The 23,523-nt window shown below is 48.8% G+C and carries 21 protein-coding genes; 9 read left to right on the top strand and 12 right to left on the bottom strand.

Translation table 11 applies throughout. The features are described 5' to 3' along the window. Positions 1-44 precede the first annotated feature (44 nt). Positions 45-932 (bottom strand): MOSC domain-containing protein, encoded by an 888-nt coding sequence (locus ACXAFR_RS19695; protein WP_475179960.1) that lies wholly within the window; start codon positions 930-932, stop codon positions 45-47. A 199-nt stretch (positions 933-1,131) separates the two neighbouring features. On the opposite strand from ACXAFR_RS19695, the gene ACXAFR_RS19690 reads away from it, so the two are divergent. Further along, positions 1,132-1,770 (top strand): SMI1/KNR4 family protein, encoded by a 639-nt coding sequence (locus ACXAFR_RS19690; RefSeq protein ID WP_475179959.1) that lies wholly within the window; start codon positions 1,132-1,134, stop codon positions 1,768-1,770. Positions 1,771-1,800: 30 nt separating this feature from the next. Here the strand turns inward: ACXAFR_RS19690 and ACXAFR_RS19685 are convergent, their stop codons facing one another. From ACXAFR_RS19685 to ACXAFR_RS19660, 6 genes are all read right to left on the bottom strand, one after another. Beyond that, positions 1,801-3,198, bottom strand: a complete 1,398-nt coding sequence (locus ACXAFR_RS19685; protein WP_475179956.1) for a cytochrome-c peroxidase — start codon at positions 3,196-3,198, stop codon at positions 1,801-1,803. A 400-nt stretch (positions 3,199-3,598) separates the two neighbouring features. Further along, entirely contained in the window at positions 3,599-4,615 is a 1,017-nt protein-coding gene (gene arsB / locus ACXAFR_RS19680) for an ACR3 family arsenite efflux transporter (protein ID WP_475179953.1), read from the bottom strand. Between the two features lie 9 nt (positions 4,616-4,624). Beyond that, complete coding sequence (gene arsH / locus ACXAFR_RS19675) at positions 4,625-5,338, bottom strand: arsenical resistance protein ArsH (protein WP_475179950.1); 714 nt, start codon at positions 5,336-5,338, stop codon at positions 4,625-4,627. Between the two features lie 3 nt (positions 5,339-5,341). Next, positions 5,342-5,812 (bottom strand): arsenate reductase ArsC, encoded by a 471-nt coding sequence (locus tag ACXAFR_RS19670; protein WP_475179949.1) that lies wholly within the window; start codon positions 5,810-5,812, stop codon positions 5,342-5,344. A gap of 14 nt (positions 5,813-5,826) precedes the next feature. Further along, positions 5,827-6,159, bottom strand: coding sequence for a metalloregulator ArsR/SmtB family transcription factor (locus tag ACXAFR_RS19665; protein WP_475179947.1), 333 nt, complete (start codon positions 6,157-6,159; stop codon positions 5,827-5,829). 156 nt (positions 6,160-6,315) lie between these two features. Next, on the bottom strand, positions 6,316-8,013 hold the full coding sequence (locus ACXAFR_RS19660; protein ID WP_475179945.1) for a sigma 54-interacting transcriptional regulator: 1,698 nt from the start codon (positions 8,011-8,013) through the stop codon (positions 6,316-6,318). A gap of 357 nt (positions 8,014-8,370) precedes the next feature. On the opposite strand from ACXAFR_RS19660, the gene ACXAFR_RS19655 reads away from it, so the two are divergent. The 6 genes from ACXAFR_RS19655 to ACXAFR_RS19630 are packed head-to-tail and all read left to right on the top strand — an operon-like array spanning position 8,371 to position 12,986. Beyond that, positions 8,371-8,691 (top strand): phenol hydroxylase subunit, encoded by a 321-nt coding sequence (locus ACXAFR_RS19655; RefSeq protein WP_475179943.1) that lies wholly within the window; start codon positions 8,371-8,373, stop codon positions 8,689-8,691. Between the two features lie 30 nt (positions 8,692-8,721). After that, a complete protein-coding gene (locus tag ACXAFR_RS19650; protein ID WP_475179940.1) occupies positions 8,722-9,714 on the top strand; it encodes an aromatic/alkene monooxygenase hydroxylase subunit beta in 993 nt (330 codons plus the stop codon). Beyond that, a complete protein-coding gene (locus ACXAFR_RS19645; protein ID WP_475179939.1) occupies positions 9,711-9,980 on the top strand; it encodes an MmoB/DmpM family protein in 270 nt (89 codons plus the stop codon). The genes ACXAFR_RS19650 and ACXAFR_RS19645 overlap by 4 nt, the downstream gene beginning before the upstream one ends. A gap of 13 nt (positions 9,981-9,993) precedes the next feature. Further along, the gene (locus ACXAFR_RS19640; protein WP_475179934.1) at positions 9,994-11,538 is read left to right on the top strand and encodes an aromatic/alkene/methane monooxygenase hydroxylase/oxygenase subunit alpha; all 1,545 of its coding nucleotides are present in this window, start codon (positions 9,994-9,996) and stop codon (positions 11,536-11,538) included. 14 nt (positions 11,539-11,552) lie between these two features. Beyond that, positions 11,553-11,912, top strand: coding sequence for a phenol hydroxylase subunit P4 (locus tag ACXAFR_RS19635; RefSeq protein ID WP_475179931.1), 360 nt, complete (start codon positions 11,553-11,555; stop codon positions 11,910-11,912). 15 nt (positions 11,913-11,927) lie between these two features. Continuing rightward, entirely contained in the window at positions 11,928-12,986 is a 1,059-nt protein-coding gene (locus ACXAFR_RS19630) for a 2Fe-2S iron-sulfur cluster-binding protein (RefSeq protein ID WP_475179928.1), read from the top strand. 120 nt (positions 12,987-13,106) lie between these two features. On the opposite strand, the gene ACXAFR_RS19625 is transcribed toward ACXAFR_RS19630, so the two are convergent. Together ACXAFR_RS19625 and ACXAFR_RS19620 are read right to left on the bottom strand one after the other, a co-directional pair. Continuing rightward, the gene (locus ACXAFR_RS19625) at positions 13,107-14,129 is read right to left on the bottom strand and encodes a hypothetical protein (RefSeq protein WP_475179926.1); all 1,023 of its coding nucleotides are present in this window, start codon (positions 14,127-14,129) and stop codon (positions 13,107-13,109) included. Between the two features lie 358 nt (positions 14,130-14,487). Then, positions 14,488-15,375 (bottom strand): dioxygenase family protein, encoded by an 888-nt coding sequence (locus tag ACXAFR_RS19620; protein ID WP_475179923.1) that lies wholly within the window; start codon positions 15,373-15,375, stop codon positions 14,488-14,490. Between the two features lie 381 nt (positions 15,376-15,756). Between ACXAFR_RS19620 and ACXAFR_RS19615 the strand changes: the two genes are divergently transcribed. Next, positions 15,757-16,308 (top strand): hypothetical protein, encoded by a 552-nt coding sequence (locus ACXAFR_RS19615; RefSeq protein ID WP_475179921.1) that lies wholly within the window; start codon positions 15,757-15,759, stop codon positions 16,306-16,308. A gap of 55 nt (positions 16,309-16,363) precedes the next feature. On the opposite strand, the gene ACXAFR_RS19610 is transcribed toward ACXAFR_RS19615, so the two are convergent. Further along, positions 16,364-19,216, bottom strand: coding sequence for an FAD-binding and (Fe-S)-binding domain-containing protein (locus ACXAFR_RS19610; RefSeq protein WP_475179918.1), 2,853 nt, complete (start codon positions 19,214-19,216; stop codon positions 16,364-16,366). Then, complete coding sequence (locus ACXAFR_RS19605) at positions 19,209-20,921, bottom strand: L-lactate permease (protein ID WP_475179915.1); 1,713 nt, start codon at positions 20,919-20,921, stop codon at positions 19,209-19,211. The genes ACXAFR_RS19610 and ACXAFR_RS19605 overlap by 8 nt, the downstream gene beginning before the upstream one ends. 264 nt (positions 20,922-21,185) lie before the next feature. On the opposite strand from ACXAFR_RS19605, the gene ACXAFR_RS19600 reads away from it, so the two are divergent. Next, the gene (locus tag ACXAFR_RS19600) at positions 21,186-22,109 is read left to right on the top strand and encodes a LysR family transcriptional regulator (protein ID WP_475179912.1); all 924 of its coding nucleotides are present in this window, start codon (positions 21,186-21,188) and stop codon (positions 22,107-22,109) included. Positions 22,110-22,365: 256 nt separating this feature from the next. Here ACXAFR_RS19600 and ACXAFR_RS19595 read toward each other — a convergent pair whose 3' ends face one another. Further along, positions 22,366-23,502, bottom strand: a complete 1,137-nt coding sequence (locus tag ACXAFR_RS19595; RefSeq protein WP_475179910.1) for a DcaP family trimeric outer membrane transporter — start codon at positions 23,500-23,502, stop codon at positions 22,366-22,368. Positions 23,503-23,523 lie beyond the last annotated feature (21 nt).

Here is a 23,523-nt window from a genome sequence, read left to right as displayed (position 1 = left end):
GGCTCGGAGCCTCTTTATCACTCAAAACTGCCCACATAACCGCGCTAGGGGTTATCAAGAAGATGAACCTCATCCCCCACGGAAATACTACCCGCCTGCTCAATCAATCCATATCCGCCTAAAAAGCGCTCCGTCATTGTTGCGATTGATTTTCCTATGTTTGGTTCCGGGGATAATCCGTAGGACTCCTGTCCCCGAGACGGCATCGAACAGCGCACGGTCTTTCCATTAACCATCACTTTAACGCTACCGATTTGTAACGACTTGCCGACCCAATCAAACTCCACCGGACCGCTTAACTCTGCAACTGTATCAATGACAAAAGAAGGCCGAAAACGGCGCACATCGAAGGCAATACCGGTCTCTTGCTCCATATACTGTAGGGATGAACGGGTGATAAAGTGCAGCGGAAAGAGATCCAAAAACGTACCCGGCGGTGCGAAATGCTCCATCATTAATGCCATATGATCACGATCATAAATCGATAAATCTGGAACAGCTTCGCCCGATTTAATCCCCAGCATCTTACGGATCGCCGTATCATTCAGTGGGCGGGCTCTTTTGAAGAAATCGATGTTTTGAGGTGGCTCAACGGGACGTAGAACAATCGGCTTGCCTAAATAATCTGAGAGTCTTTCTTCGACATTGCCAGCACCATTGACGACATCACCATTCGGAAAAGTAACGACAATATCCGGCACGTCACTCGCATACACCCGCTCAGAAAGCGGATCCTGCTGGTATCGAGCAGAGAGATTGAGTAACGCAGGTAGGCCCTTAGCCCAGGCGATATCTCCAGTGTCCCGGTGCAACGCTGCCCAATAGCGATCTCCAATCATACCAAATTCATCAAGCTGAGCAGACGAACACTGCTCCCCGGCCATACTCTTCACTGGATAACGCCAAATTTCTGCAATGGTTCCAACCAACATCGTGTTTGCCTCTTCCTAGCCAAAACGTTCGTGCCTGTAACATTAGCGCTATATTTACTGCCGTTAAAAGGTCGCCAGATGATCGATCGCGACACTTCTCTCCATTTCATACACCAGACCGGCGCCTTTTCCCATAGCGAGTGACTTTCACCCGATTGTGAATATACTCCTATAAATTTAGCCAAAGAGGACAGCATTAATGGATGTAGCGACCAAAGCAGCCATTGCCGACTATCTCATCGCATTAGAAAATGCGGGCGCTGCTACAGCAGACGTCGTTATTCCCGGAGATACCGCAGCAATCGAATCGCTGAATCAACTCATCGACGTGACACTACCAGAGTCATTAGCAACCTATCTGTCTATTGTTGGAGACTACGACCAAAAGAAATGTAGTGAACTGGATATTTTCGAACCCCACTTCGCCTGGGGAATGTTTGCCGTTCCGGTCAAATACATTAAATCCCAATATGATATTGGTGCTGGATGCGGAGGTGATGAAAACCCCGATTACTGGCCGTTCGGCTTTGTCCCGATTCTTTCGGAAGGAAGCGGCAGCTACCTGATCGTCAACTGTTTAGCGAGCTCAAAGACCTATGGAGCCGTTTACGATATGAGCGAAGGTGTGGGCTGCAATCGCATTGCCGCCTCGCTCGCCGAGTTTTTCCAGGCAGCGAGTCAAGAACTTAACGAAGGTGTCGTCATTTTTTCAAGCCCAGATTTTTCAGAATATGTCCACAGAAAAAACTACCTGGCTGATGCAAAACGCTACTATGGAGAAACACCCTATTTCACCAGAAAAGGCAGAATGGACGAACAAATCGTCGACTGGAAATAAATAGATCACCCCTACAGTAAGACAACGCCGTTAAAACGGCGTTCTTGCGGTATAGTTGTCGGTCAAGGTTTTAAGGTACGCGACCAACGCCTTCTCTTCATCATCGGTCAAGCCAAGGTTCCCGATAAAAACCGTACCTCTGGCAGATCCCTCAGGAAATTCAGCTTCTGGCCAACAATTGTTCGCCAGGGCGTCTTCCTCCCGAGTAATATGACTCGGGCAGGTTGTGACATTATGCAGCTTTGTTTCCGGAAGAAAGTCCTCTTCAGCTCTGGTATCAGCGGTATTATAAAAATGCACTAAACTTTCCAGGCTTTTAAACCACCCGTTCGCGGTATAGGCCTTTGCAAAGGTTCTCGCAGGCCTTTTATCAACATTACGCAACGTCGGTGTTCTACGATAGCCCAGATAAGTCGCATCGCCCAAGTGCCCCGCCAGCCCCTCACTGCCGATGGACTCAGGATTTACAATGTCATTGTTTTTAGGAACACCAATATTATGATAACTGTCGTCCCGAAAAAGCTGCCCTTCTTCTGTTCCGTCATCACTACCGGGGTTATCGGTATGACAGACAGCACACTGCGCATTTTTACCCGTTGGGTTTAGCTCTGATGTAACACCGTAAAATAAATCGTGCCCCAGATTTTCCTCATCGGAAAAGAAGCCCAACGGGAACTGCCCCGGGGTTCTGTCTCTTAAAAACCGGCTTGAATCCAATGCCAAAGCACTGTCAAATTTCGAGCTAAAGGAATTTATTTCTGAAGAAGACTGATAGGCGGCAAGCGCGATCCCCAGCCGCTGGAAACTCACCTCCAAATTATTTCTGCAATCAATACGCTCTCGCCAGGCGAGGGTATAAAATATTTGATAAGCAGATCTGGCCACATGTTGGCAGACTGCGAGCGCCGAAGAGTTATGCTCAACAGGGTTCAAAAACGGATTGAGGGCTTGATCCGCCGTCGGGCCAAGATACTTAGAATAACGCGAAAGGCGATCCGGAATAACATCAGGCCCAATGATTACCGTACTGAATGCCTGAATTTCGCCGCCAAAACCAACGGATCTTCCATTATAAAAGTTGCCACCACACCAAGGCGTCGCCATATCAGTGCAGGCATGGAAAGGCGCGGCAAAACTGGCATAGGTATTCGATGGCGGTTTTAATCCGCCACTTGTACCTGCAACAGCACCAGGGGCACCGACTTGGCCTAGATTCACAAACTGATTGGGATGAGTTCCCCCCGTTTCAGGGGCATGACAAGAGGCACAGGAAATTTCGCCCTGAGGTTCAGAAATCTCGTCAAAAAAGACAAATTTTCCGAGTATTTTTAGATAAAAGTCTGGATCCAAAATGCTAAGCGGCCTGGCCTGAACACCAGAACACATCAAAGACAGCATCACACTTACACCAATTGTTTTCCTTAACATACTACTTCCTTTTTTTCGGATATCGATTTCAATGCTATGAAATCATTAAGCGTCGAAACGACGCTCAAAAGCACACACTTTTCAGAAGAATCTGATTAATTTTAAATAGATAAACAGGCACTAAATCAACGTTGGCTAAACCGTATTGTAGGCAGCCACTAGACTTTCATCTTAATCCTAGAGCCGAATCGCTAAGAACAAATCACGGCAATATTGTTACAGCGGAATGTTTACAGCAAGTCGTCAATGCAGGGGAATGCCAACGACACGGGACATGTCGAATAATGCATAAAGTTAAAATAAATTTCCACAAATTTATTTATAAAACGAAAAAAAATAACAATCTCAGATTTTTTATGGAAAACAAGTTTAACTTGATCGCGTGCTGGCAAAGGGGTCTTTACTCAAACCAGTGACGAGTCCGGTTCGCAAACCAGACCAGTGACAACATCACTGGCACCTCGACTAAGACCCCGACCACGGTCGCCAATGCCGCACCGGAATGGAGTCCAAACAGAGATATTGCGACAGCAACCGCCAACTCAAAAAAATTCGACGTTCCAATCATGCAGGCAGGCGCTGCAACACTGTGGGGTAAATGCATCTTCTTCGCAAGAAAATACGCGATGGCAAAAATGCCGTAAGTTTGAATCAGCAGGGGAATTGCAATGAGCACGATTGCCTGAGGCTGAGCCAAAATTGTTTCTGACTGAAAACCAAATAACAGAACCACGGTTGCCAGAAGACCAATAATTGACCAAGGCTTCATGGTCGCCAAAAACTGGTTGAGCTGCGAATGGTCATCCGCCCTGTCCAATTTTTTTCTTGTCACCGCCCCTGCAACCAAAGGAATCAGAACATAGAGCACAACCGACAGGAACAAGGTATCCCAAGGTACAGCAATATCCGTAACACCCAACAACAAACCGGCAATAGGCGCAAACGCGAAAATCATAATGATGTCGTTAATCGACACCTGTACCAGCGTGTAGTTGGCGTCCCCTTTGGTCAACTGACTCCAAACAAAGACCATGGCTGTACACGGAGCGACGCCCAACAAAATCATTCCCGCGATATATTCGGTTGCTGTTTGAGGGTCTACCCATTGAGCAAACAGGCCTTTAAAAAATAGCCACCCCAAAAAAGCCATGGTAAAGGGCTTAATCAACCAATTAATAATCAGAGTTAACGCCAGCCCTTTAGGCTTGCTACCGACGTCTTTTAAGGATGAAAAATCGATCTGCACCATCATGGGGTAGATCATCAACCAAATCAAAACGGCAATGACCAAATTGACATGGGCATACTCAATACCGGCAACCACAGCAAAGGCTCCTGGTAGCAAGCTGCCCAACAGGATACCGATAAGAATGGCTATGCCAACCCAAACTGACAGATAGCGTTCGAATAATCCCATGGTAACTCCTTAAATAGAGCGCTGATTCACCCGTTCACTGAGTTGTTCCGCTGATTCGACGCGCTCGGAATAACGGTCAACAAAGTAGTCTGTATTGCCTCTGAGCAATAGCGTAAACTTCATTAACTCCTCCATAACGTCGACTATGCGATTGTAATAAGCGGACGGCTTCATCCTGTCGTTTTCATCAAATTCCAAAAACGCTTTTGCCACACTGGACTGATTGGGAATGGTCACCATCCGCATCCAACGACCAAGCACCCGCAGCTGATTCACCACATTAAAGGACTGAGATCCTCCGCAGACCTGCATAACGGCCAGCGTTTTACCTTGCGTCGGACGTACGCTACCCAAACTGAGCGGCACCCAGTCAATCTGACTTTTAAAAATGCTGGTCATCGAGCCGTGGCGCTCCGGTGAACACCACACCTGACCTTCTGACCACATCATCAAATCCCTCAGCTCTTTCACTTTGGGGTGATTCTCATCTTCAGTGTCCGTTTGAGGCAGACCTTCTGGGTGAAAGATTTTCACCTCTGCCCCAAATGCAGTAAGCAGGCGCGCGCACTCCTCGATGACCAAGCGGCTGAAAGAACGTTTTCTCAAAGAGCCGTAAAGAAGCAATATTCGAGGGGCATGATCAAGCGGTTTCCCCTGGCACTTCTCAAAACTCGGAATATCCAGAAGCGATTCGTCAAGATTTGGCAGTGTTATGTCAGTCATTGTTTAATAGGCTCCCAGAGCGGCGAGTTCATCTTTTAGTTCTGCGGGGGTCAATTTTTTCTCTGCGATAGGAATCAGCTGCTTAACTCGATCGGCGATCTCATTGATACAATCACGAAAGGCCAAGGCTTTTTCGTCATCGGAACCCTCAACCTTTGAGGGATCAGAAAGCCCCCAATGAACTTTTACCGACTGACCAAACCACATAGGGCAAGATTCCCCGGCGGCAGAATCGCACACGGTAATTACCACATCAGGTTTGAAGTCCTCAAAGTCGTCCCAGGACTGGCTTTGCAAACCATCCACGGGAATCTTTGCCTCTTGTAAATAGTGAATCGACAAAGGGTGAACCTGGCCTGCCGGTTGGCTGCCTGCACTTCTGGCCATAATTTTTTTACCCGCCATGTGATTGGTAATGGCTTCGGACAATATGCTGCGACAACGATTGTGCGTGCAGATATAAAGAATTTTCATGCCAGCTCCCCAGATTAACAGCTCGTGTTATGTTCTTTGGATGCATTCAATCGCTGTAATGCATCAGCACAGTAAGGCAGATTTTGATCGGCCGTTTGTAAGATGACCGCCCTCGCCCACTCCGGCAAATCCGGATGCAGCCGGTAGTACACCCACTTGCCGCGCCGTTCGTCGTGCAGAATATTGCACTTGCGCAGTTCCGCGAGATGACGGGACACTTTGGGTTGATCAAGTTCTAGCGCTGCCATCAAATCGCACACACAGGCCTCATCAACCTGGCTGATCATCAAGACCGACTTCAATCGGGTATCGTCTGACAGACACTTAAAGAGTTTTAACGGGCTCATACTTATATACGCCTAAACACATATATGAAATATAATATATGTTCTCACAAAGAGTCAATCAACTCTGCTCGTATTATGAAAAATTAGGGTATCGGGCCAGTGTTACAGATTTTGGTCAGAGTAGATGACGTAACTCGGAGTATCCCGGGCAAAAAACTAGCTTTCTGGCATTTTAGCCTTTTTCAAGCGATACGCCATCGCTGGACGCGTCAAGCCGAGCAAACGCGCGGCTTCCGCGACATTGTCGTTTGCTTCATTCATCGCGCGCTCCAAAAGCGCATTTTCGACGTCTTCCAGGGTAATCTGTTGATTAAAGATTTGATCGCACCAACTTTCTGCAGCGGGCGCCGTGTTTTCAACGACCTGTTCTTCTGAGCAGATATGATCTGCCTCCAAAACGCCAGCGGGTGGCGGTATACGCACAAAAAGCGATTCAAGAGAAATCGAATGATGACTGTCGGTTAAAATGACGCCGCGCTCAATCACATTTTCCAACTCGCGGATATTACCAGGCCATGTGTAATCTCTCACGAACTCCAGTGCCCTGTCAGATAGCCCAAGGGTTCTCTTGTTATATTCATTGTGAAATTTGGTAAGAAAATGCTCGACCAGAAGTGGCAGATCCTCTACTCGCTCTCGCAAAGGTGGAATATGAACGGGAAACACGTTGAGCCGGTAATAGAGGTCTGCCCTAAACTTTCCATCTTCAACCGCGCGCTCTAGTGATTCGTGAGTCGCCGCAATCACCCGAACATCGATAGACTGTACAGAGACTCCGCCAACCCGCTCTAACTCACTTTCTTGCAGCACTCGCAGTAGCGATGCCTGAGCCCGCGGTGACAATTCAACCACTTCATCCAGAAATATGGTACCGCCATTGGCCCGCTCAAAGCGCCCTGGACGAGACTGGTTGGCTCCGGTAAACGCGCCTTTTTCCACACCAAACAATTCCGCTTCGATCAACTCCTGTGGAATCGCCGCACAGTTAACAGCAACAAAAGGTTGATCTGCGCGCTTGCTGCGAGAGTGAACACTGCGGGCGATCACTTCCTTACCAACCCCTGTCTCACCCAGCAAGAGAACAGACACTTTGCTGTCTGCCGCACGATCAATTTTCTGACAAACATTGCGATATTGCGGAGACGAGCCAATGCCATAGTATTGCCCCTGCTGACGCGAAAGGCACGACCGCAAGGAGGTCAACTGCGACTGCAAATCATAAAGCTCGTTGACGATGGGTTCAGCCGTAAAGTAACGGCGAAAAGATTCCAGATTTTCCCACTCTTCAGCGGGCTTGCCGACAATCACACAACGCTCATCGCCGCAACCTCGACAGCTGACTTCCTGGTAGATGATCTCGCGCCCCATAAATGATGACGTAAAAGCGCAGGCATAACCCAATAGCGACCAACAACAGGGCTCATCCATCTGCCCCAACTCCGTGTGGCAAATATCCACCTCAAAAGAATCAATCCACTCGAACTCACCGTAAAAATCTCCAGAGCCCACATCAAATGCCAATTCCAACGGAACTACCTTCACCATGCCTTTGAGGGAATGCAATTGTGGCCCCGCAAGGAAGCACTCGATCTGGCTACATTCGGGGCGGAGTTTTCTGGCGAGCTCTGAATCCCGCAACCCAGTTTGATATCCGAGACGAAGAAAGAAACCTTTTGCACGCTCGATACCGAGACTGTTTACCAGTTCTCGTCGAAAAGCGCCTAACGCGGACAGCTGCATTAACAAAACGCGCTGCTCATCAAACCAGATTTTCCCTTCGCAACTTTGAAAACGAATTTGCGCAGTTAAATCCTTGATGACGTTCTGGTTCATTTGAGATTGTGCAACAGACATAGATCACTCCCCTTCCCCGAAACGATAACGGGGAAGTGTCGGTGTTATTGTTTTAATGGTCGGAATAAAACAACCTTTGCCGAGAAAAAGCAACCTTTGAAAATGACGCTAGAAGGCCACATAGACGAATGTGACCATTTGAGCAGACGCTCCTGAAGATTGATCAAATGGTTAGATAAACCGCCTCTAAACCCTAGCACTTCGCCTTTAAACCTTCTTAAACCAAACCGAAAAAATAGCGATTTTATATCTATTTTTCAATAATTTATAAAATATCCTACGCAGCCTTGCGTGAACTGGCACAAGGGTTGCGAAAGGCTAGGTAAATCCATAAACACAACAACAAGGGTCTATCTCATGAGTGAACATAGCTCACAACCTAGCCATTCATTTGGCACAACAGCCTGTCCTAATCGTACCGATATTCAATCGGCACCGAATCCCCAAAAAGCAACTTTGTCATGCTTTGTTCGCATCCGGGCTGGTTTAGATCCTCGTTTTGTCGAATTTGATTTTGCCATCGGAGATCCAGATCTGTTTGTTGAACTCATCATGCCGACCGATGCTTTTGATCAGTTTTGTTATCAAAACAACGTTGAGTTTATCGATCAGGAAACCGCGCAACATATTGATCACCAGCAAACCCGCTGGCGCTACAGCGACCTTGCCACGCTTTAGGCCAACCTCAAAAACATAACGAGAACCTCTATGACCATAGAAATAAAAACCGATTCGGTCGATCCAATTCGCCACACATACAGCAACATTCAGCGGCGCTTTGGCGATAAGCCTGCCAGTCGCTACCAAGAAGCCAGTTTCGATGTCGAGGCTAAAACCAACTTCCACTACCGACCACTTTGGGACGAACAATACGCACTGAATGATCCTACCCGTACGGCGATCACTATGGCGGACTGGTACGCCATAACCGATCCGCGGCAGTTCTATTACAGCAGTTACGTCAATGGTCGAGCCAAAATGCAGGAAGCGGCAGAGTCAAGTTTTTCCTTTTGCGACAAGCGTCAAAGCCTCGCGCAATTGGATGAGGAAACTCAAGACATTTTATGTCGTTTTTTGCTGCCCTTTCGTCATACCAACCTTGCCGCAAACATGAACAACAGCGCCATCGCCGGGGATGCCGTTGCGACCACCGTCACCCAAGCGCACATTTTCCAAGCCATGGATCACTTGGGCATCGGACAGTATCTCTCTCGTATTGGTTTGCTCATTGATGGCAATTCGGCAACGTCTTTAGAGACGGCTAAGCAATTTTGGATGGATGATCCCTGCTGGCAGCCGCTGCGACAGCTTACTGAAGACACCTTGGTAATCAAAGATTGGTTCGAACTGACACTGGTACAAAACCTGTTGCTGGATAAGATGCTATTCCCATTTTGCTATCAGCTATTGGACGACTGGTTACAAAATAGAGATATCAGCCTGCTGACCGAATTCATGCGGGATTGGAATAAAGATACGACCCGTTGGATTACTGCAGTCGTAAAAACCGCCGCCAGCGAATCAACCGCGAATCAACAACAGTTGATGCGGTGGGTCGAACACTGGCAGCCGCGAATCCTTAAAGCGCTCACGCCGCTCGCAGAAGCTACCGTAGGTGTGGCGAAACTCGGCACGCTGGAAAGCGATATGCAGTCACTGCTTAAGAAATCCGGATTGCAGCCCATGGAGAAAGCCGCATGAGCCAGCCAGTATTTATCGCGTTACAAGACAACGACAATGCTCGTTATATCGCGAATGCCATCATGGCAGACAATCCCAACGCGAGCATTGATCATCAACCCGCCATGATTCGCATCCAGGCAGAAAAACAACTGGTCATCAACCACGCCACCATCGAAGAACTCTCAGGCCAGGAATGGGATGTCCAGGCAATGTTGCTCGATGTTATCAGTATCGGCGGCAATGTCGAAGAAGACGAAGATCAGTTTGTACTGCGTTGGAACTAAGAGGAATAACAAAATGCGCACAGCCAAAAAACTCAACATGAAACAGAAGTATCACGCACTCACCCGCAGCATGGAGTGGGAGCCCAGCTATCAGGATAAAAAAGATATTTTTCCCCAGGAAGATTTTGAAGGTATCAAAATCGTTGACTGGGACAAATGGGAAGACCCATTTCGCTTGACCATGGATGCCTATTGGAAATATCAGTCGGAAAAAGAGAAAAAGCTCTACGCGATCTTTGACGCCTTTGCCCAAAACAACGGACATCAAAATGTCTCCGACCCTCGCTATATCAATGCTCTCAAGCTCTTTCTAACCGGCGTTTCACCGCTTGAATACGCCGCCTTTCAGGGTTACGCCCGTGTCGGCCGACAATTCAGCGGAGCCGGAGCACGCATTGCCTGTCAAATGCAATCCATTGATGAACTGCGCCATGTGCAAACGCAATTGCACGCAATGAGTCACTACAACAAGCACTTTAATGGCCTACACGATTTTGCCCATATGCATGATCGCGTTTGGTTTTTATCCGTACCCAAATCCTTTTTTGACGACGCCAGAACCGCCGGCCCCTTTGAGTTTTTAACAGCGATTTCGTTTTCTTTCGAGTATGTACTCACAAATCTGTTGTTTGTCCCATTTATGTCTGGCGCCGCCTATAATGGCGATATGGCAACGGTGACCTTTGGCTTCAGTGCACAATCCGACGAAGCCCGACATATGACGCTGGGCTTGGAAATCATCAAATTTCTGCTGGAGCAGCACGAAGACAATGTCCCCATCGTGCAGCAGTGGATCGACAAATGGTTTTGGCGGGGATTTCGACTGCTGAGCCTGGTCGGCATGATGATGGACTATATGCTGCCGAATAAAGTTATGTCTTGGGCGGAAGCCTGGGAAATGTACTACGAGAAAAATGGCGGAGCTCTGTTTCAGGATCTGGCACGTTACGGTATTCGTCCACCCCGCTACGAAGCCGAGGCCAATGCTGCCAAAGAGCACATTAGCCACCAGATCTGGTCAACGTTTTATCAGTACGGTCACGCCACCAATTTCCACACCTGGACGCCAACCGCGAAAGAACAGGCTTGGTTAGCAGAGAAATACCCAAACACCTTTGAGCGCTACTATCGTCCGAGATTCGACTACTGGGAAGAGCAGCAAAAAGCTGGCAACCGATTTTATAACAACACACTGCCGCAATTGTGTCAGGTATGTCAGATCCCGACTCTATTTACGGAAACCAATGACCCTACCCACCTCAGCCTGAGATCACGGCATTACAAAAATGAGCACTATCATTTTTGTTCAGATGGCTGTCGAGATATTTTCGATTACGAGCCAGAGAAATATATTCAGGCATGGCTCCCTGTGCATCAGATTTTTCAGGGAAATTGTGGCGGTCCAGACCTGCCCGGAATTGTCTCTGACTACTACCACATCAAAATGGGCGCAGACAATCTGGATTTTGAAGGATCACAAGATCAAGCACGCTGGCAACAACTTAAAGGCGATTCACCGGTGCCGGAATCCGACAGTTCTCTGGCTAAAGCGGGTTGAGGGAGGACAAAAACATGTCAGTAAATGCACGTTACACCTACACCGCAGAGTCTAAAGACTGTATTGATCACTATCATGGCCAACAACTGATCTACTTATACTGGCCAGATCACCTACTCTTTTGCGCGCCCTTCACACTTCTGGTCGACCCGAACCTGACGTTTGAGCAACTCTGGCAGGATCACCTGACCCCGGCGCTCGCCCCTCACCCAGATGCCGGTAAAGTGGTGCTATCTAAGGTTCAATGGCAACTCAACGGCGAGCGATTCATTCCAGACAGCGCTTCAACCTTGTCGTCCAACGGCATTAACCATAAAGCTCTGCTGACAATGACCACGCCCGCACTCGTGGGCATGGCGCAAGCCGCATTTTAAAGAAGGGCTATCACCATGACTTACACACTGACGGTAGAGCCAACCGGTGATCAAATCGACGTCGACGAAGGACAGAGCATTCTGCAGGCGGCGTTACGGCAAGGGGTATGGTTACCCTTTGCCTGCGGCCACGGCACCTGTGCCACATGTAAAATACAAGTGCTGGAGGGCGACGTTGACATCGGCGACGCCTCCCCCTTTGCCCTAATGGACGTCGAACGCGATGAAGGCAAGGTGCTGGCCTGCTGTGCAACACTGCAAAGCGATGCCACCATCGAAGCAGATATCGATGTAGATGATGATTTTCTGGGCTACCCCGTCGATGACTATCAGGCGGAGGTTGTCCAGATTACCTCCCTATCCCCCACCATCATTGGCATTGAACTGCAATTGGATCGTGACATGGCCTTTCAAGCCGGGCAGTACGTCAATCTGACGCTTCCTGGTGTCGATGGCAGTCGTGCGTTTTCCATTGCCTCACCGCCATCGAAGAGCCGCACCGTCGAACTCCATGTTCGCAGAGTGCCCGGTGGCGCCGGCACTGGCTATCTGCATGAGCAATTACAGGTCGGTGACGTACTTCCGCTGTCTGGCCCCTACGGACAGTTTTTTGTACGCCAGTCGCAACCAGGCGATATCATCTTCATCGCGGGCGGATCTGGGTTATCCAGCCCACAATCCATGATTCTCGATCTATTGGAACAGGGGGACAGCCGTCGAATTACCCTTTTTCAAGGCGCTCGCAACCTTAGCGAACTCTATAATGCCGAGCTGTTTACCAATCTCTCACGAGAATTCGAACAGTTTTCTTACTTACCGGCGCTCAGCGAACCCGAAGACTCCGACACCTGGGAGGGTTTCCGTGGTTTTGTCCATGTAGCCTTGCAGGAGCACTTTCAAGGTCGCTTCTCTGGCTGCAAAGCCTACCTATGTGGACCGCCACCGATGATCGATGCCACCATCACCACGCTGATGCAAGGCCGATTATTTGAACAGGATATCTTTTTTGAAAAATTTGTGACCGCCGCAGATGGCGCAGATGAGCAACGCTCAGCTCTGTTTCGGAAGATTTAAATCCTGAAAGTCACCTGCGGAGCACGATTATAAGTTACGGCAACCCCATGATTCTTTCGTGGGGTATGCAAAACAAATTTAAAGCCTGAAGACAGGGGAAAGCCTAAATAAATTTTCAGCCTATTTTGCCATCAATGCCGTCAGTCGGTAGGCTTTATACGTCTCAATACTGGGATCTGTAATAAGCCACCATGGGTAGTATTGATAATGTGGACCAATTTTTAGATGAGCATCCGCCGCAGATTTCAAATCCTTCATCATATGGAACGCGACGACAAACGAATTCAACGCCGAATAGTAGCCGGATTTTTCCGCATAGTTGGCCGAAGGCGAGATGTCACCCAGTTCCGTATAGGCCTTCTTAATTTCTCTCTGAACGTCGGGCTGGTCGAAGTAATTCTTTCTATCGACGCCGTCCAACTGCCGCATGGCTTCAAAATGAGCATCAACAATCAAACCTTTTAAGGGTCCTTTGGCAACTCTTCCCGCGGAGCTGCGTGCAAACTCGAACATCTCTTTCGAGGAGCCCAACCATTTTTCAGTGAGCAATAATTGCATACTCGAATGAATAACATAGTTGTTCGGAGACTGCTGGCAGGCGTCCTCATAGCGTTTAAAAGCACCGGATTTGTCGCTTTGCCCTTTGGCGACTTTTATCAAGGAGTCATAAACCCCCAAAAGAGTATTGTCCAATTCGTTCGCCTTGATAAGCTCAGTCTTTGCCAATGCGAGATATTTATAAAAGCCGTCGACTTGTTCTTGTGATAATTTATTCGCATAGGCACCACTACGCGCTTCCCATGCTTTGCCAACCAGATAATTCCCATACACATATCGCGCTCTAGCGCTATCAGGGCAGGCTTTTGCATAATCTTCGTAGTACGGCAGAGCTCTGTTTTTTTCGATCAGCTCTTTGAGGGTGTCTTCATTGGCGTTATCAACAAGACGTATAAAATTATCAGGCTGCTTTTCATTGGCTGCGCGAAGAATATCTTTTACAGCAGTAGAGGTCGTATCCTGCCCCACCACCTTCATTTGACTCTTAAACTTGCGACGCTGAAAGAACGAAAAAATATCTTTAATCGTTGAATAGTAAGACCAGATAATAATACCGACAATAACAGCGGCAATCACATAACCCATAACAGCTCATCCAAAACGGTTAATTCACGAGAACACATTGGCTCTCAAAAAACGACTTTTCCTTGCAACTTTACGACGGACAAATCTTTCAGCCAGCATCGATTAATGCCCAGCTGGATTTTACCTACACGATTGAAATCAAGCGGCAAAGCGGATCGTCTCACAATCGCATTCAAAAGTGGACGATAGGAATTGGTCGTCAAGCTGATATGAGTACTATAGAAAAGGCGGTTTACTGAATTATTCTGAATTTGGAGACCCAATTCAGGCCTCCGCTGAGATAAGATAAGCCCAAAGAGACTATGGGCAATGGTATGGCTTTTAACTGCAGGGCCTTAACACAAAACGATATTGATTGTCAGACAATTTGAATCGCTTTATATGCCAACATAGAGCCATCCCACTGCTGCTCTACAACGAACATATAGTCCTCGTAATCTGAGCCGAATACAGTGTCGGTGCCATTGGTGGTATCGCGATCTTCGCCTGTGTAGTCGGAATGACCTGTGTAGATTTCATTGCACAGATCATCATCGAAACAGAATTGAGAAACCAGTCGCTGACTGCCATCTACCACAACGCGAAAATGGATGTGCGTTGTGCGGCTGGGATACCAGCCAGGAAAGCAGCCTTTAAAGTAGACATTGCCACTGTCATCCGTGGTTTGAACGCCTCGAAACCACTTGGCAGCAAGCGCGTCGGAGTCGTTGCCCGTGCAAAAGCCAACATTAAAGTCACTGACGGTATTGGTCACATCTGAGTCATCGCCGGAATAGATTCCCCCCCAGTTACACCACCAAACCTCAATGTCAGCACCGACAACTGGATCGCAGTTCGCATCCACCAACTTCAAAGCCAGAGTCATCGGAATTCCAGGTTGCCCTTCTGAAATATCATCACGATAGTCTTCTGGCGGAAAGTAACAGGGGCCAATCGTATAACTGCTGGTGCCGGAGCTAGTACAAATGACGCTACCATTACTGAGATCCAGCGGGTCTGTCGCGGGCGGATAATCCGCCTCCATCGATGCTGTTCCGCCGCTAAGCCATGTCGTGCTATTTGATGTCGTAGTTGTGGTTTCTGTGGTCGTTTCAGTGGTTGTTGTGGTCGTTGTGTCTTCCTCTGAACCTCCCGAACCACCACCGCCTCCACACCCGGCAAGGGTAACAAAAGGTGAGAACGCGACCGCATTTCCCAGTGTTTTCAAGAGTCGGCGACGGTTTAATTCTGCTATATGGCGGGGCATAGGCTTCTCGGTTATGTCATCAGGCGGTTTTACGGGCTAATCACGCCGTGCATGGCTAGCTCAATCTATCTGATCGAGAGGCTAATATCTGAACAAACTCTTTCGCAATCAGTATTACACACTCGCGAAAGATCGATACACTTTTGATACTGTCTATTGATTTTGTAACAAGCTGTATCACTCATCCCCCCCCAAATCACCATCAGCAAAAGGCGAATTGCATCAGACTTGTATTAACGTTGAGTCAATGTGTCCGTCTGACTACAACAGTGAGCTGAGTTGGTGTCATCTCCGAATGAACACTTTGTCGTCTACACTCAAAAGACTCGAAAGATGCCACAGCAGCTTTTTGATGAAACGAGACCTGAAAGGAATTCTATAATGAAGAAATTTTGTGCAATCATCGGTCTGAGCGCGTCTGTTTTGGCCTCATCTTTGGCCGTCAACGCCAGCGATGTCAGCTACAACTATGCGGAGGGGCGATTCCTATTGGACGCAGAGGTGAACGATGTTGATGGTGACGGATTCCGGTTTGGCGGCTCCCTGTTGCTTACGCCGGATCTTTACGTGCACGGTAACTACGATATGGTGGAATTCGACCACGATATCGATTTAGATGTGTTACAGGCCGGGGCGGGCTACATTTATCCGTTAAACCAGCAGTGGGACGCGAACTTTGAGTTCTCTTTGGTAAGAACAGATGTCGACAATGAAGACGATACCGGTTTTTCGTTTTCTGGTGGAATCCGAGGCATCGTTCTACCGAACATTGAAGCAAGAGCGAAAATGACATACATCGACGTGGATGACAGCGATACGTTTATCACCGTAGGTGCAGATTACTTCTTTTCACCCAACCTTTCAGCAGGAATCGAAATGGATATTGCCGGCGACTATGAGACTCTGTCGATTGGTGGCAGATACCACTTCTAACCATACCCTGACCTCAGCGACCGCGCCTGCTTGATAGGAGCGGTCACCGTCGTCTTTATGCAGGCAGGGCTTTTGCTTTGGCCTGACTGATTTCATCCAACAAATACAGCAACGAGCGATACTCAATCTTCGCGTAGTGCGATAAGCCAATCTCACAGGTGCGACTGTTGCTATAACCCTGCTGGCACTCTTTTGGCAGCTGCCTGGCAAGTGTTTTAAGGGCACTCTGATTTAATTCTGGGTAAAACATCCCTTTATCACCAGCAAATCCGCAACACTCGATATCCGGCGGCTCAACAACCTCCGTCGAACAAGCTCGGGCGACTCGACGCAGAGCGTCAGACAATCCCATACGCCGGGTACTGCAGGTGATGTGCAACGCGATTGGGTCACTTTTTGTATGAATATCCAACTCGGATAATATCTCGCGGTCGATAAATTCAAACAGCTCGTAGAGAGGTAGCGACCCGCTGTAATCGTTCATTTTTAAACGACAGGGGCTGGTATCAAACACCACGGGTATTTTGCCAGAATCGCTGACGGCCAATAGCGCTTTGGTCAACTCTTCCGCTTTTTTATCGGCAAGGTCGTTGATGCCCTTACTGGCGAAAGGCATACCACAGCATAAATCACTCAAATTCTCAGGAAGACGCAGTTCATAACCCGCTTTGCGAAATAATGATTGTGCGACGTCAACCTGACTGCGTTTATCCGCAGCATTGACCTGCGGCCCCATCGTGCGGCTGGCACAACTGGGAAAATACACCACGGGTTTTAAAGGTGAGGATTGCTCGTGAACCTGAATACGAGGCGCCTTAGCCCGTGTTGGCCAATCACTGTGCCAAAGTGGTAGCCGCTTACCGGTTGCCTGATGGATTTTTACGCCCAATTTGTCTGCCCGGGACTCGCCCAGGGCCTGTGTTGCCAGCTTACTGGCTGTTAAGCCCAAACCTGTGACACCCGCGACTTGAGAGAAATGGCTGGCGGCGATATTACCGATAGAACGAGACGACTTGGAAAGATTATCGGAACGAATTTCCTTAATCAATTCACCTGTATTGATATTCACCGGGCACTTGGTGGCACACATGCCCGTTGCAGCACAGGTGTCGATGCCAAGATATTGATAATCCCGAGTGAGCTCCGTAAGCTCAGATTCCTCTTCGGGCGAGCGTGCAGGTTTTGCGTTGAGCTGCTGTACCCGTCTCCACAAAGCAATGCGCTGCCTAGGGGTTAGCGTGACATCCTTCGAAGGACATACAGGTTCACAAAATCCACACTCAATACATTTATCGACAATGGTATTGGCCGCCGGCATCTCTTTTAAATCGTGGATATGTGCATCCGCGTCTTTATTAAGTATCACCCCTGGGTTCAAAATTCCCTTAGGGTCGATAATGCACTTCACCTGCTGCATAACCTGATAGGCTTTTTCGCCCCACTCCAGCTCGACAAAAGGCGCCATATTCCGGCCAGTACCGTGCTCTGCTTTCAAGGAACCTTTCAGATCAACCGCGACCAACTGCGCCACCGCTTTCATAAACTCATCGTAGCGCTGGATTTCAGCATCGGTTTCAAAGGATTGAGTAAAGACGAAATGCAGATTACCCGCCAGCGCATGACCGAAAATCTGAGCTTCGTGATAGCCAAACTGGTCGAACAATTGGTGCAAGGCGCGTATCCCATCCCCGAGCTTATCCAGAGGAAAGGCCACATCTTCAATAATGACGGTGGTGCCGGTTTTTCGAACCGCACCTACCGCAGGAAAGGTCGCTTTGCGAATGGCCCACAACTTATCGTTACGAACGCTATCGGCGGCAAATGGAATTTCCTCAACCGGGCTAAATCTTGCCACCAACTCCGACAAAACTCGAATATGGTCTTCCAGCTCTATGGCCGTGGCGGCCCGGGTTTCGATCAACAGTGCTGTACACAACCCATCTCGGTCACAAAAGCTATCTGGCAAGCCAGGCTTGCCTTTCACGGAATTTAACGCCCGCTGATCCAAGAGTTCAACGGCATCCACCGGGGCATTGCCCAGCAACTCGACGAGCTGACAGGCGGCATCTGGCGAACTGAAGAGAAACAGTCCACTGGCTTTATTGCTGTGCTCTACCACGGTTTCGTAGGTAACATCTGCGACGAAACCAAGCGTGCCTTCTGACCCTACAATCAGATGCAGTAAAATATCAACGGGATTCTGGTAATCCACCAATGCGTTGAGAGCATAGCCGGTCGTGTTCTTCAAACGGTATTTATGACGAATCAAATCCACGAGTGCCTGATCGGCATTCACCGTTTTATGCAGGGACGACAAGCCATCCAGCAGCGCGCTGTTTCTCAGGGCAAACTCCGCCACACTGTCGCTATCAGCCGTATTGAGAATGCTCCCATCTGCAAGCACCAAGGTCATGGCCTTGACCGTATGGTAAGTATTCTGACTGACACCGCAGCACATGCCCGATGCATTATTGGCGACGATACCGCCGATCTTACAGGCATTGATGGACGCCGGATCTGGTCCTATCTTACGTTGATAGGACTTGAGGTAATGATTGGCGTGCGCGCCAACAACCCCCGGCTGCAGACGGATCATCTCGCCATCAGCCAAGATTTCAAAGTTGCGCCATTGATCACTTAAAATAATCAACACCGAGTCGGTAATGGCTTGGCCAGATAAACTGGTGCCCGCCGCCCGAAAAGTAACGGCCACCTCACATTGATGACACAGTGCCACTACCGAACTGACCTGAGCAATGGAATCCAGTTTGAGCACCAGCTGAGGAATCAACTGATAAAAACTGGCATCTGTGCCATACGCCCGGCGACGGGTGATGTCTTCAATGATCTGATCGCTGGACAACAGCGACTTGATGGCACTGAGGAAGTGCCTGTCCAAATTAGCCATTAACGATATCCATAAGTGGATCGGTAAGCCCCAGCAGGTAGACGCCAACCAGAGCCAATATACCGGCGCCAATCACATAGTAGGCCGTCGGAATCAGTGTTTTTCTTAAAACAGCTCCCTCTCGCCCCACCAATCCGACGGTTGCCGACGCGGCTACGACGTTGTGGATAGCAATCATATTACCCGCGGCGGCACCCACCGCTTGTGCGGCTACGATCAAAGCGGAGGAAATATTCAATGTCTGTGCCGCCTCAAACTGAAACTGACTGAACATCATGTTAGAAACCGTGTTGGAGCCAGCGATAAAGGCACCCAGAGCACCGATGGTGGGGCTAATCAACGGGAACATGTCCCCGAAGATGCGCGCGAACAACTCGGCACTGGCAACCGGCATACTAACGATGTCCACGGTATTCACACCGGAGTTGATAAAAATACGTACCATCGGAATGGTAAAGATCAGCACGAAGCCGGCGCTGATCAGTGTTTTACCGGATTCACGCCCAGCGGCGGCAAGCGATGTCGCCGCCCCCTTAAGGTTGCAGTGCATTAACGCAGCAAGTAAGGCGACAACCACCAGTAGTCCACCCGGCAAATATAGAGGGCTGATGGAAGCACTGATACCATCTTCGCCAAGAATCGACGCGAAGGACCAGCCAAAATCGGACAAGGCGGTTTTAAGCTCAGCGATAATGCGGGTACATACCAAAAGTACAGCAACCAGAACGTAGGGAATCCATGCCAGTACAGGAGACATATTGGGGTTGTACCCAGTCTTATCACTGGTCAGATTAATCGAACCCAACCACGTGGCTGGCCACTGGGTTTTCTCAGGAAAATCCCAGGTTGTCTTCGGCACCAAAAACCCGCGCTTCGCCGCACTGACGACGATCGCCATACTGACCATCCCTCCGATCAGCGCAGGAAATTCCGGACCTAGAAAAATTCCGGTTAGCGCGTAGGGTATGGTAAACGCCAAACCGGCGAACACCGCGAAAGGAAGAATGGCAAAACCGTCTTTCCAGCTTTTTTTCTCACCAAAAAAGCGTGTCAGAAGAATAACCATCAACACGGGCATCAAGGTTCCCAATAACCCGTGAACAATTGCCACCTCACTGGTGATCAGTTGCAGAAAACCTTCCCAGGAATGACCTTGTGCGGACAGGCTGTTGCCGATAGCCGCTGAATCCAAACCGTTGGTCACACCAACGACAATGGGTGTCCCCACCGCTCCAAAAGATACCGGAGTACTTTGAATCATCATCCCCATCAATACTGCTGCCATAGCTGGGAAACCAATCGCAACTAGTAAGGGGGCAGCAATTGCAGCTGGCGTACCGAACCCGGATGCACCTTCGATAAATGTTCCGAAACACCAAGCGATGATGATGGCTTGAACTCTTCGGTCGGGGGACACATTGGTAAATCCATGCCGGATAACGCTGATGGCCCCAGTATGTTTGAGCGTATTTAGTAGGAAGATTGCGCCGAAAATAATCCACAACACGGTCACGGTTACGACAAGCCCCTGCAGCGCAGACGCGAGAACCCGGTTGACGGACATATGCCAAACAAAAATGGCAATGGCTATAGTCACAGCGAGTGCGACGGGCATGGCTTTACGGGCTGGCCACTGTAACCCAAGCAGCAACAGTGCCGATACAGCAATCGGCAAGAGTGCGATGATACCGTAGGATGAATCCATGTATGGTGCCTCCATCTATCGTTATTATTTCTGTTTTCTTATAACAGCAAATTGACAAACGCTCGTTTGTTTTCGCTGAGCTATCATTGTTTGCCTGGCTCTCGTCAAAAAGAACAACTGACTAGAAACCAATACGGAAATTGTCCGGCACGCGAATGCTTATTTAACTTTTTGAGCAATCGGGCGACGGGACAATATCAATTCAGTGTTGACTGGTATATGATCAAATTGCGTTAACATTTTTTCCATTTCTTACATAATGCCATGAAGAATCATAAGAATGGCGCTAGGGCCGATGACATCCTGCTGTTTACCTATGTGGTAGAAGCCGGGTCATTTTCCCAAGTTGCCGAAGAACGTGAACTGAGCAACTCGGTCGTTAGCAAACGTATCTCACGCCTAGAACAATCATTAAACGCGCAACTCTTCTATCGCAGTACGCGCAAGCTTAGCCTCACCGATGCCGGCACCGTTCTATATGAAAAGGCCCGACAAGCGAAATTGGCACTGCACGAAGCAGAAGATGCCGTTACCGGCTATGGCGACAGTGTGCGGGGCAACATCAAAATCACCATGCCAGTGGTATCCTCTCGCGTTATTTTGAACGATGCTATCTCCCGTTTTTGCGCAGAACATCCGGATGTTTCTGTGGAACTGACCGCGGGCAATGGCTTTGTCGATATCATCAAAGACGGTTACGACTTAGCGATTCGTACCGCCCATTTGGAAGATTCCAATCTCGTTGCCCGTCGCCTTATCGACTCTCAGTGGATCATCTGCGCCAGTCCCTCTTACATTGAACAACGAGGCACCCCCAAAGAGCCCGAAGACCTCTCAGACCATGAATGCCTGATCTATAAGTACGAAGGCGCAGGGCCTGCGTTATGGGCCTTAAAACGTGGCGAAGAAGATCTACAGGTTCAAGTAAAAGGCAGTATTACAGCCAATGAACTGGAAGCCTTAAAACAAGCAGCGCTGAACGGACTGGGTATCGCCTATCTACCCAGAGCACTCATTCACGAAGAGCTACTCTCCGGCACATTGGTTTCTGTTATGGACGAGCATGTCGGTAAACGACTTGGCATTTATGCAGTCTATCCACGCAGTCGACTACCCAGTCTGCGCATCAAACTCTTGATTGAGTTTATCCGCGACGCCATGCAATCCAAAAAAGAATACTTTTATTAAGAAACCTGTGATTAACGCAGCCATTACCACGTTAATCAGAGTTTTTCTTAGCAGACCTAAATGGGTTTATTTAAAAGCCTGCTGTTAACAAAATTATTTTGGGAACCTCTGATTAATGTCGGCGAGGCGGCTAGCGCAAGGCAAAAATGACCGAAAAGCGCTGGGACCGACCCTTCGGGTTTACGTGTTGTAAATGAGCATTTTGAGTCCATTTTTAACGCAGCGATGGCAACGCAGGTAATTAATCAGAGGTTTCTTAGAACGAAAACTTCGCGCTAAACTGTAGGTAGTCGGAATCGATAGCATCCATGCCTTCATCATCGATCGCGTACTTACCGTACTCCGCTCCAACACTGAGGCTAGGTGTTACATCCGTAATGTAGTTAACACCCCAGTGAAAACGTTGACGCTCAAGAATATCTGTTTCTGCCTGCCCATAGAAAACCGTAGAGCGAGCCACGCCAGTCCACTGGTGTTGGTACGACACAGTGAAGGCATCTGTAGATTCAACTTCTGTATCGCCGGAAGCCGGGTCGATCACCACGTCAGGCGTCAAGCCCGCACTGACATAGCGCCCTGGGTCGCCTGTGGTTAACTGAAAGCGGAAGTCGTCCTCGCCAAAGGTTTTAATTTTACCTGCGACATTCAAGGCAACAGCGGTATCATCGATACCGCCCTGGTCGACTTTTCGAACCAAGCCACTGACGGAAAACGATCCCCAATCATTTTTGTAATTGTAGCGAGCAACAAAATCTGGAATGGACTCATCGGGATCCGCTTCATCGCCGGTCACACCAACACCACTGGAAGGCTCGCCGACATCTCCATCACCGTTGGTTTCTGGATTTTCCAGAGAGAACTGCCAAGGGCCTGCGGTATAACGCACTTGCACTTGCCGAATAAAAACCTCACCCACGTGAGGGCCACCAAAGTCCAGGGTTTCCGGCAAAACTTCGGTCGGCATAAACGTGGTCCACGTCTGACCAGCAAGCCAGTTTTTGTAGGCGATGTAGAAATGCCTTAATCGAGGACTGGAAGAATTACTGACAACTTCATTGCCATCTCCGCCATAAAAATCGTACTCGACAAACGCCGATACTTCGCTGTGTTCGATCTTCAGATTTACGCGGGATTCTTTGACGTTGAATCCGGTATGGGAGGTGTCGCGAGCTTCGCCTCCGGGGAAATTTCCAATCCAGTAATCTTGATAAGCGATATCTCCGTCAACATGGCGCACATCGACTTTGGCATAGCCACCCAAGCTGACCTTGGCGGGACCGGTGGGAGTATCCACACTCACCAACTCAATTTCAGCATGAGCGGCGTTTATTAGACCTACGGAAGTCAGTAAAACGGAAGGTATCAGAATTGAACGACGACGAATCTGTGGCATCTTGCCCCCTGTTATTGCTTT

This window comes from Pseudomaricurvus sp. ABR4_320 (assembly GCF_056159445.1).
The sequence above is the reverse complement of the archived record's forward strand: the minus strand, read 5'-3'. Positions and strand labels throughout refer to the sequence as shown.

Bases quoted from the DNA above. Each gene is read 5' to 3' on its own strand.
- ACXAFR_RS19665 (WP_475179947.1), bottom strand. From the start codon at position 6,159: ATGAGCCCGTTAAAACTCTTTAAGTGTCTGTCAGACGATACCCGATTG.
- ACXAFR_RS19645 (WP_475179939.1), top strand. From the start codon at position 9,711: ATGAGCCAGCCAGTATTTATCGCGTTACAAGACAACGACAATGCTCGT.
- ACXAFR_RS19630 (WP_475179928.1), top strand. From the start codon at position 11,928: ATGACTTACACACTGACGGTAGAGCCAACCGGTGATCAAATCGACGTC.
- ACXAFR_RS19695 (WP_475179960.1), bottom strand. From the start codon at position 932: ATGTTGGTTGGAACCATTGCAGAAATTTGGCGTTATCCAGTGAAGAGT.
- ACXAFR_RS19610 (WP_475179918.1), bottom strand. From the start codon at position 19,216: ATGGCTAATTTGGACAGGCACTTCCTCAGTGCCATCAAGTCGCTGTTG.
- ACXAFR_RS19655 (WP_475179943.1), top strand. From the start codon at position 8,371: ATGAGTGAACATAGCTCACAACCTAGCCATTCATTTGGCACAACAGCC.
- ACXAFR_RS19660 (WP_475179945.1), bottom strand. From the start codon at position 8,013: ATGTCTGTTGCACAATCTCAAATGAACCAGAACGTCATCAAGGATTTA.
- ACXAFR_RS19690 (WP_475179959.1), top strand. From the start codon at position 1,132: ATGGATGTAGCGACCAAAGCAGCCATTGCCGACTATCTCATCGCATTA.
- ACXAFR_RS19595 (WP_475179910.1), bottom strand. From the start codon at position 23,502: ATGCCACAGATTCGTCGTCGTTCAATTCTGATACCTTCCGTTTTACTG.
- ACXAFR_RS19620 (WP_475179923.1), bottom strand. From the start codon at position 15,375: ATGCCCCGCCATATAGCAGAATTAAACCGTCGCCGACTCTTGAAAACA.
- ACXAFR_RS19625 (WP_475179926.1), bottom strand. From the start codon at position 14,129: ATGGGTTATGTGATTGCCGCTGTTATTGTCGGTATTATTATCTGGTCT.
- ACXAFR_RS19615 (WP_475179921.1), top strand. From the start codon at position 15,757: ATGAAGAAATTTTGTGCAATCATCGGTCTGAGCGCGTCTGTTTTGGCC.
- ACXAFR_RS19600 (WP_475179912.1), top strand. From the start codon at position 21,186: ATGAAGAATCATAAGAATGGCGCTAGGGCCGATGACATCCTGCTGTTT.
- ACXAFR_RS19605 (WP_475179915.1), bottom strand. From the start codon at position 20,921: ATGGATTCATCCTACGGTATCATCGCACTCTTGCCGATTGCTGTATCG.
- ACXAFR_RS19640 (WP_475179934.1), top strand. From the start codon at position 9,994: ATGCGCACAGCCAAAAAACTCAACATGAAACAGAAGTATCACGCACTC.
- ACXAFR_RS19635 (WP_475179931.1), top strand. From the start codon at position 11,553: ATGTCAGTAAATGCACGTTACACCTACACCGCAGAGTCTAAAGACTGT.
- ACXAFR_RS19650 (WP_475179940.1), top strand. From the start codon at position 8,722: ATGACCATAGAAATAAAAACCGATTCGGTCGATCCAATTCGCCACACA.
- ACXAFR_RS19670 (WP_475179949.1), bottom strand. From the start codon at position 5,812: ATGAAAATTCTTTATATCTGCACGCACAATCGTTGTCGCAGCATATTG.
- ACXAFR_RS19685 (WP_475179956.1), bottom strand. From the start codon at position 3,198: ATGTTAAGGAAAACAATTGGTGTAAGTGTGATGCTGTCTTTGATGTGT.
- arsB (WP_475179953.1), bottom strand. From the start codon at position 4,615: ATGGGATTATTCGAACGCTATCTGTCAGTTTGGGTTGGCATAGCCATT.
- arsH (WP_475179950.1), bottom strand. From the start codon at position 5,338: ATGACTGACATAACACTGCCAAATCTTGACGAATCGCTTCTGGATATT.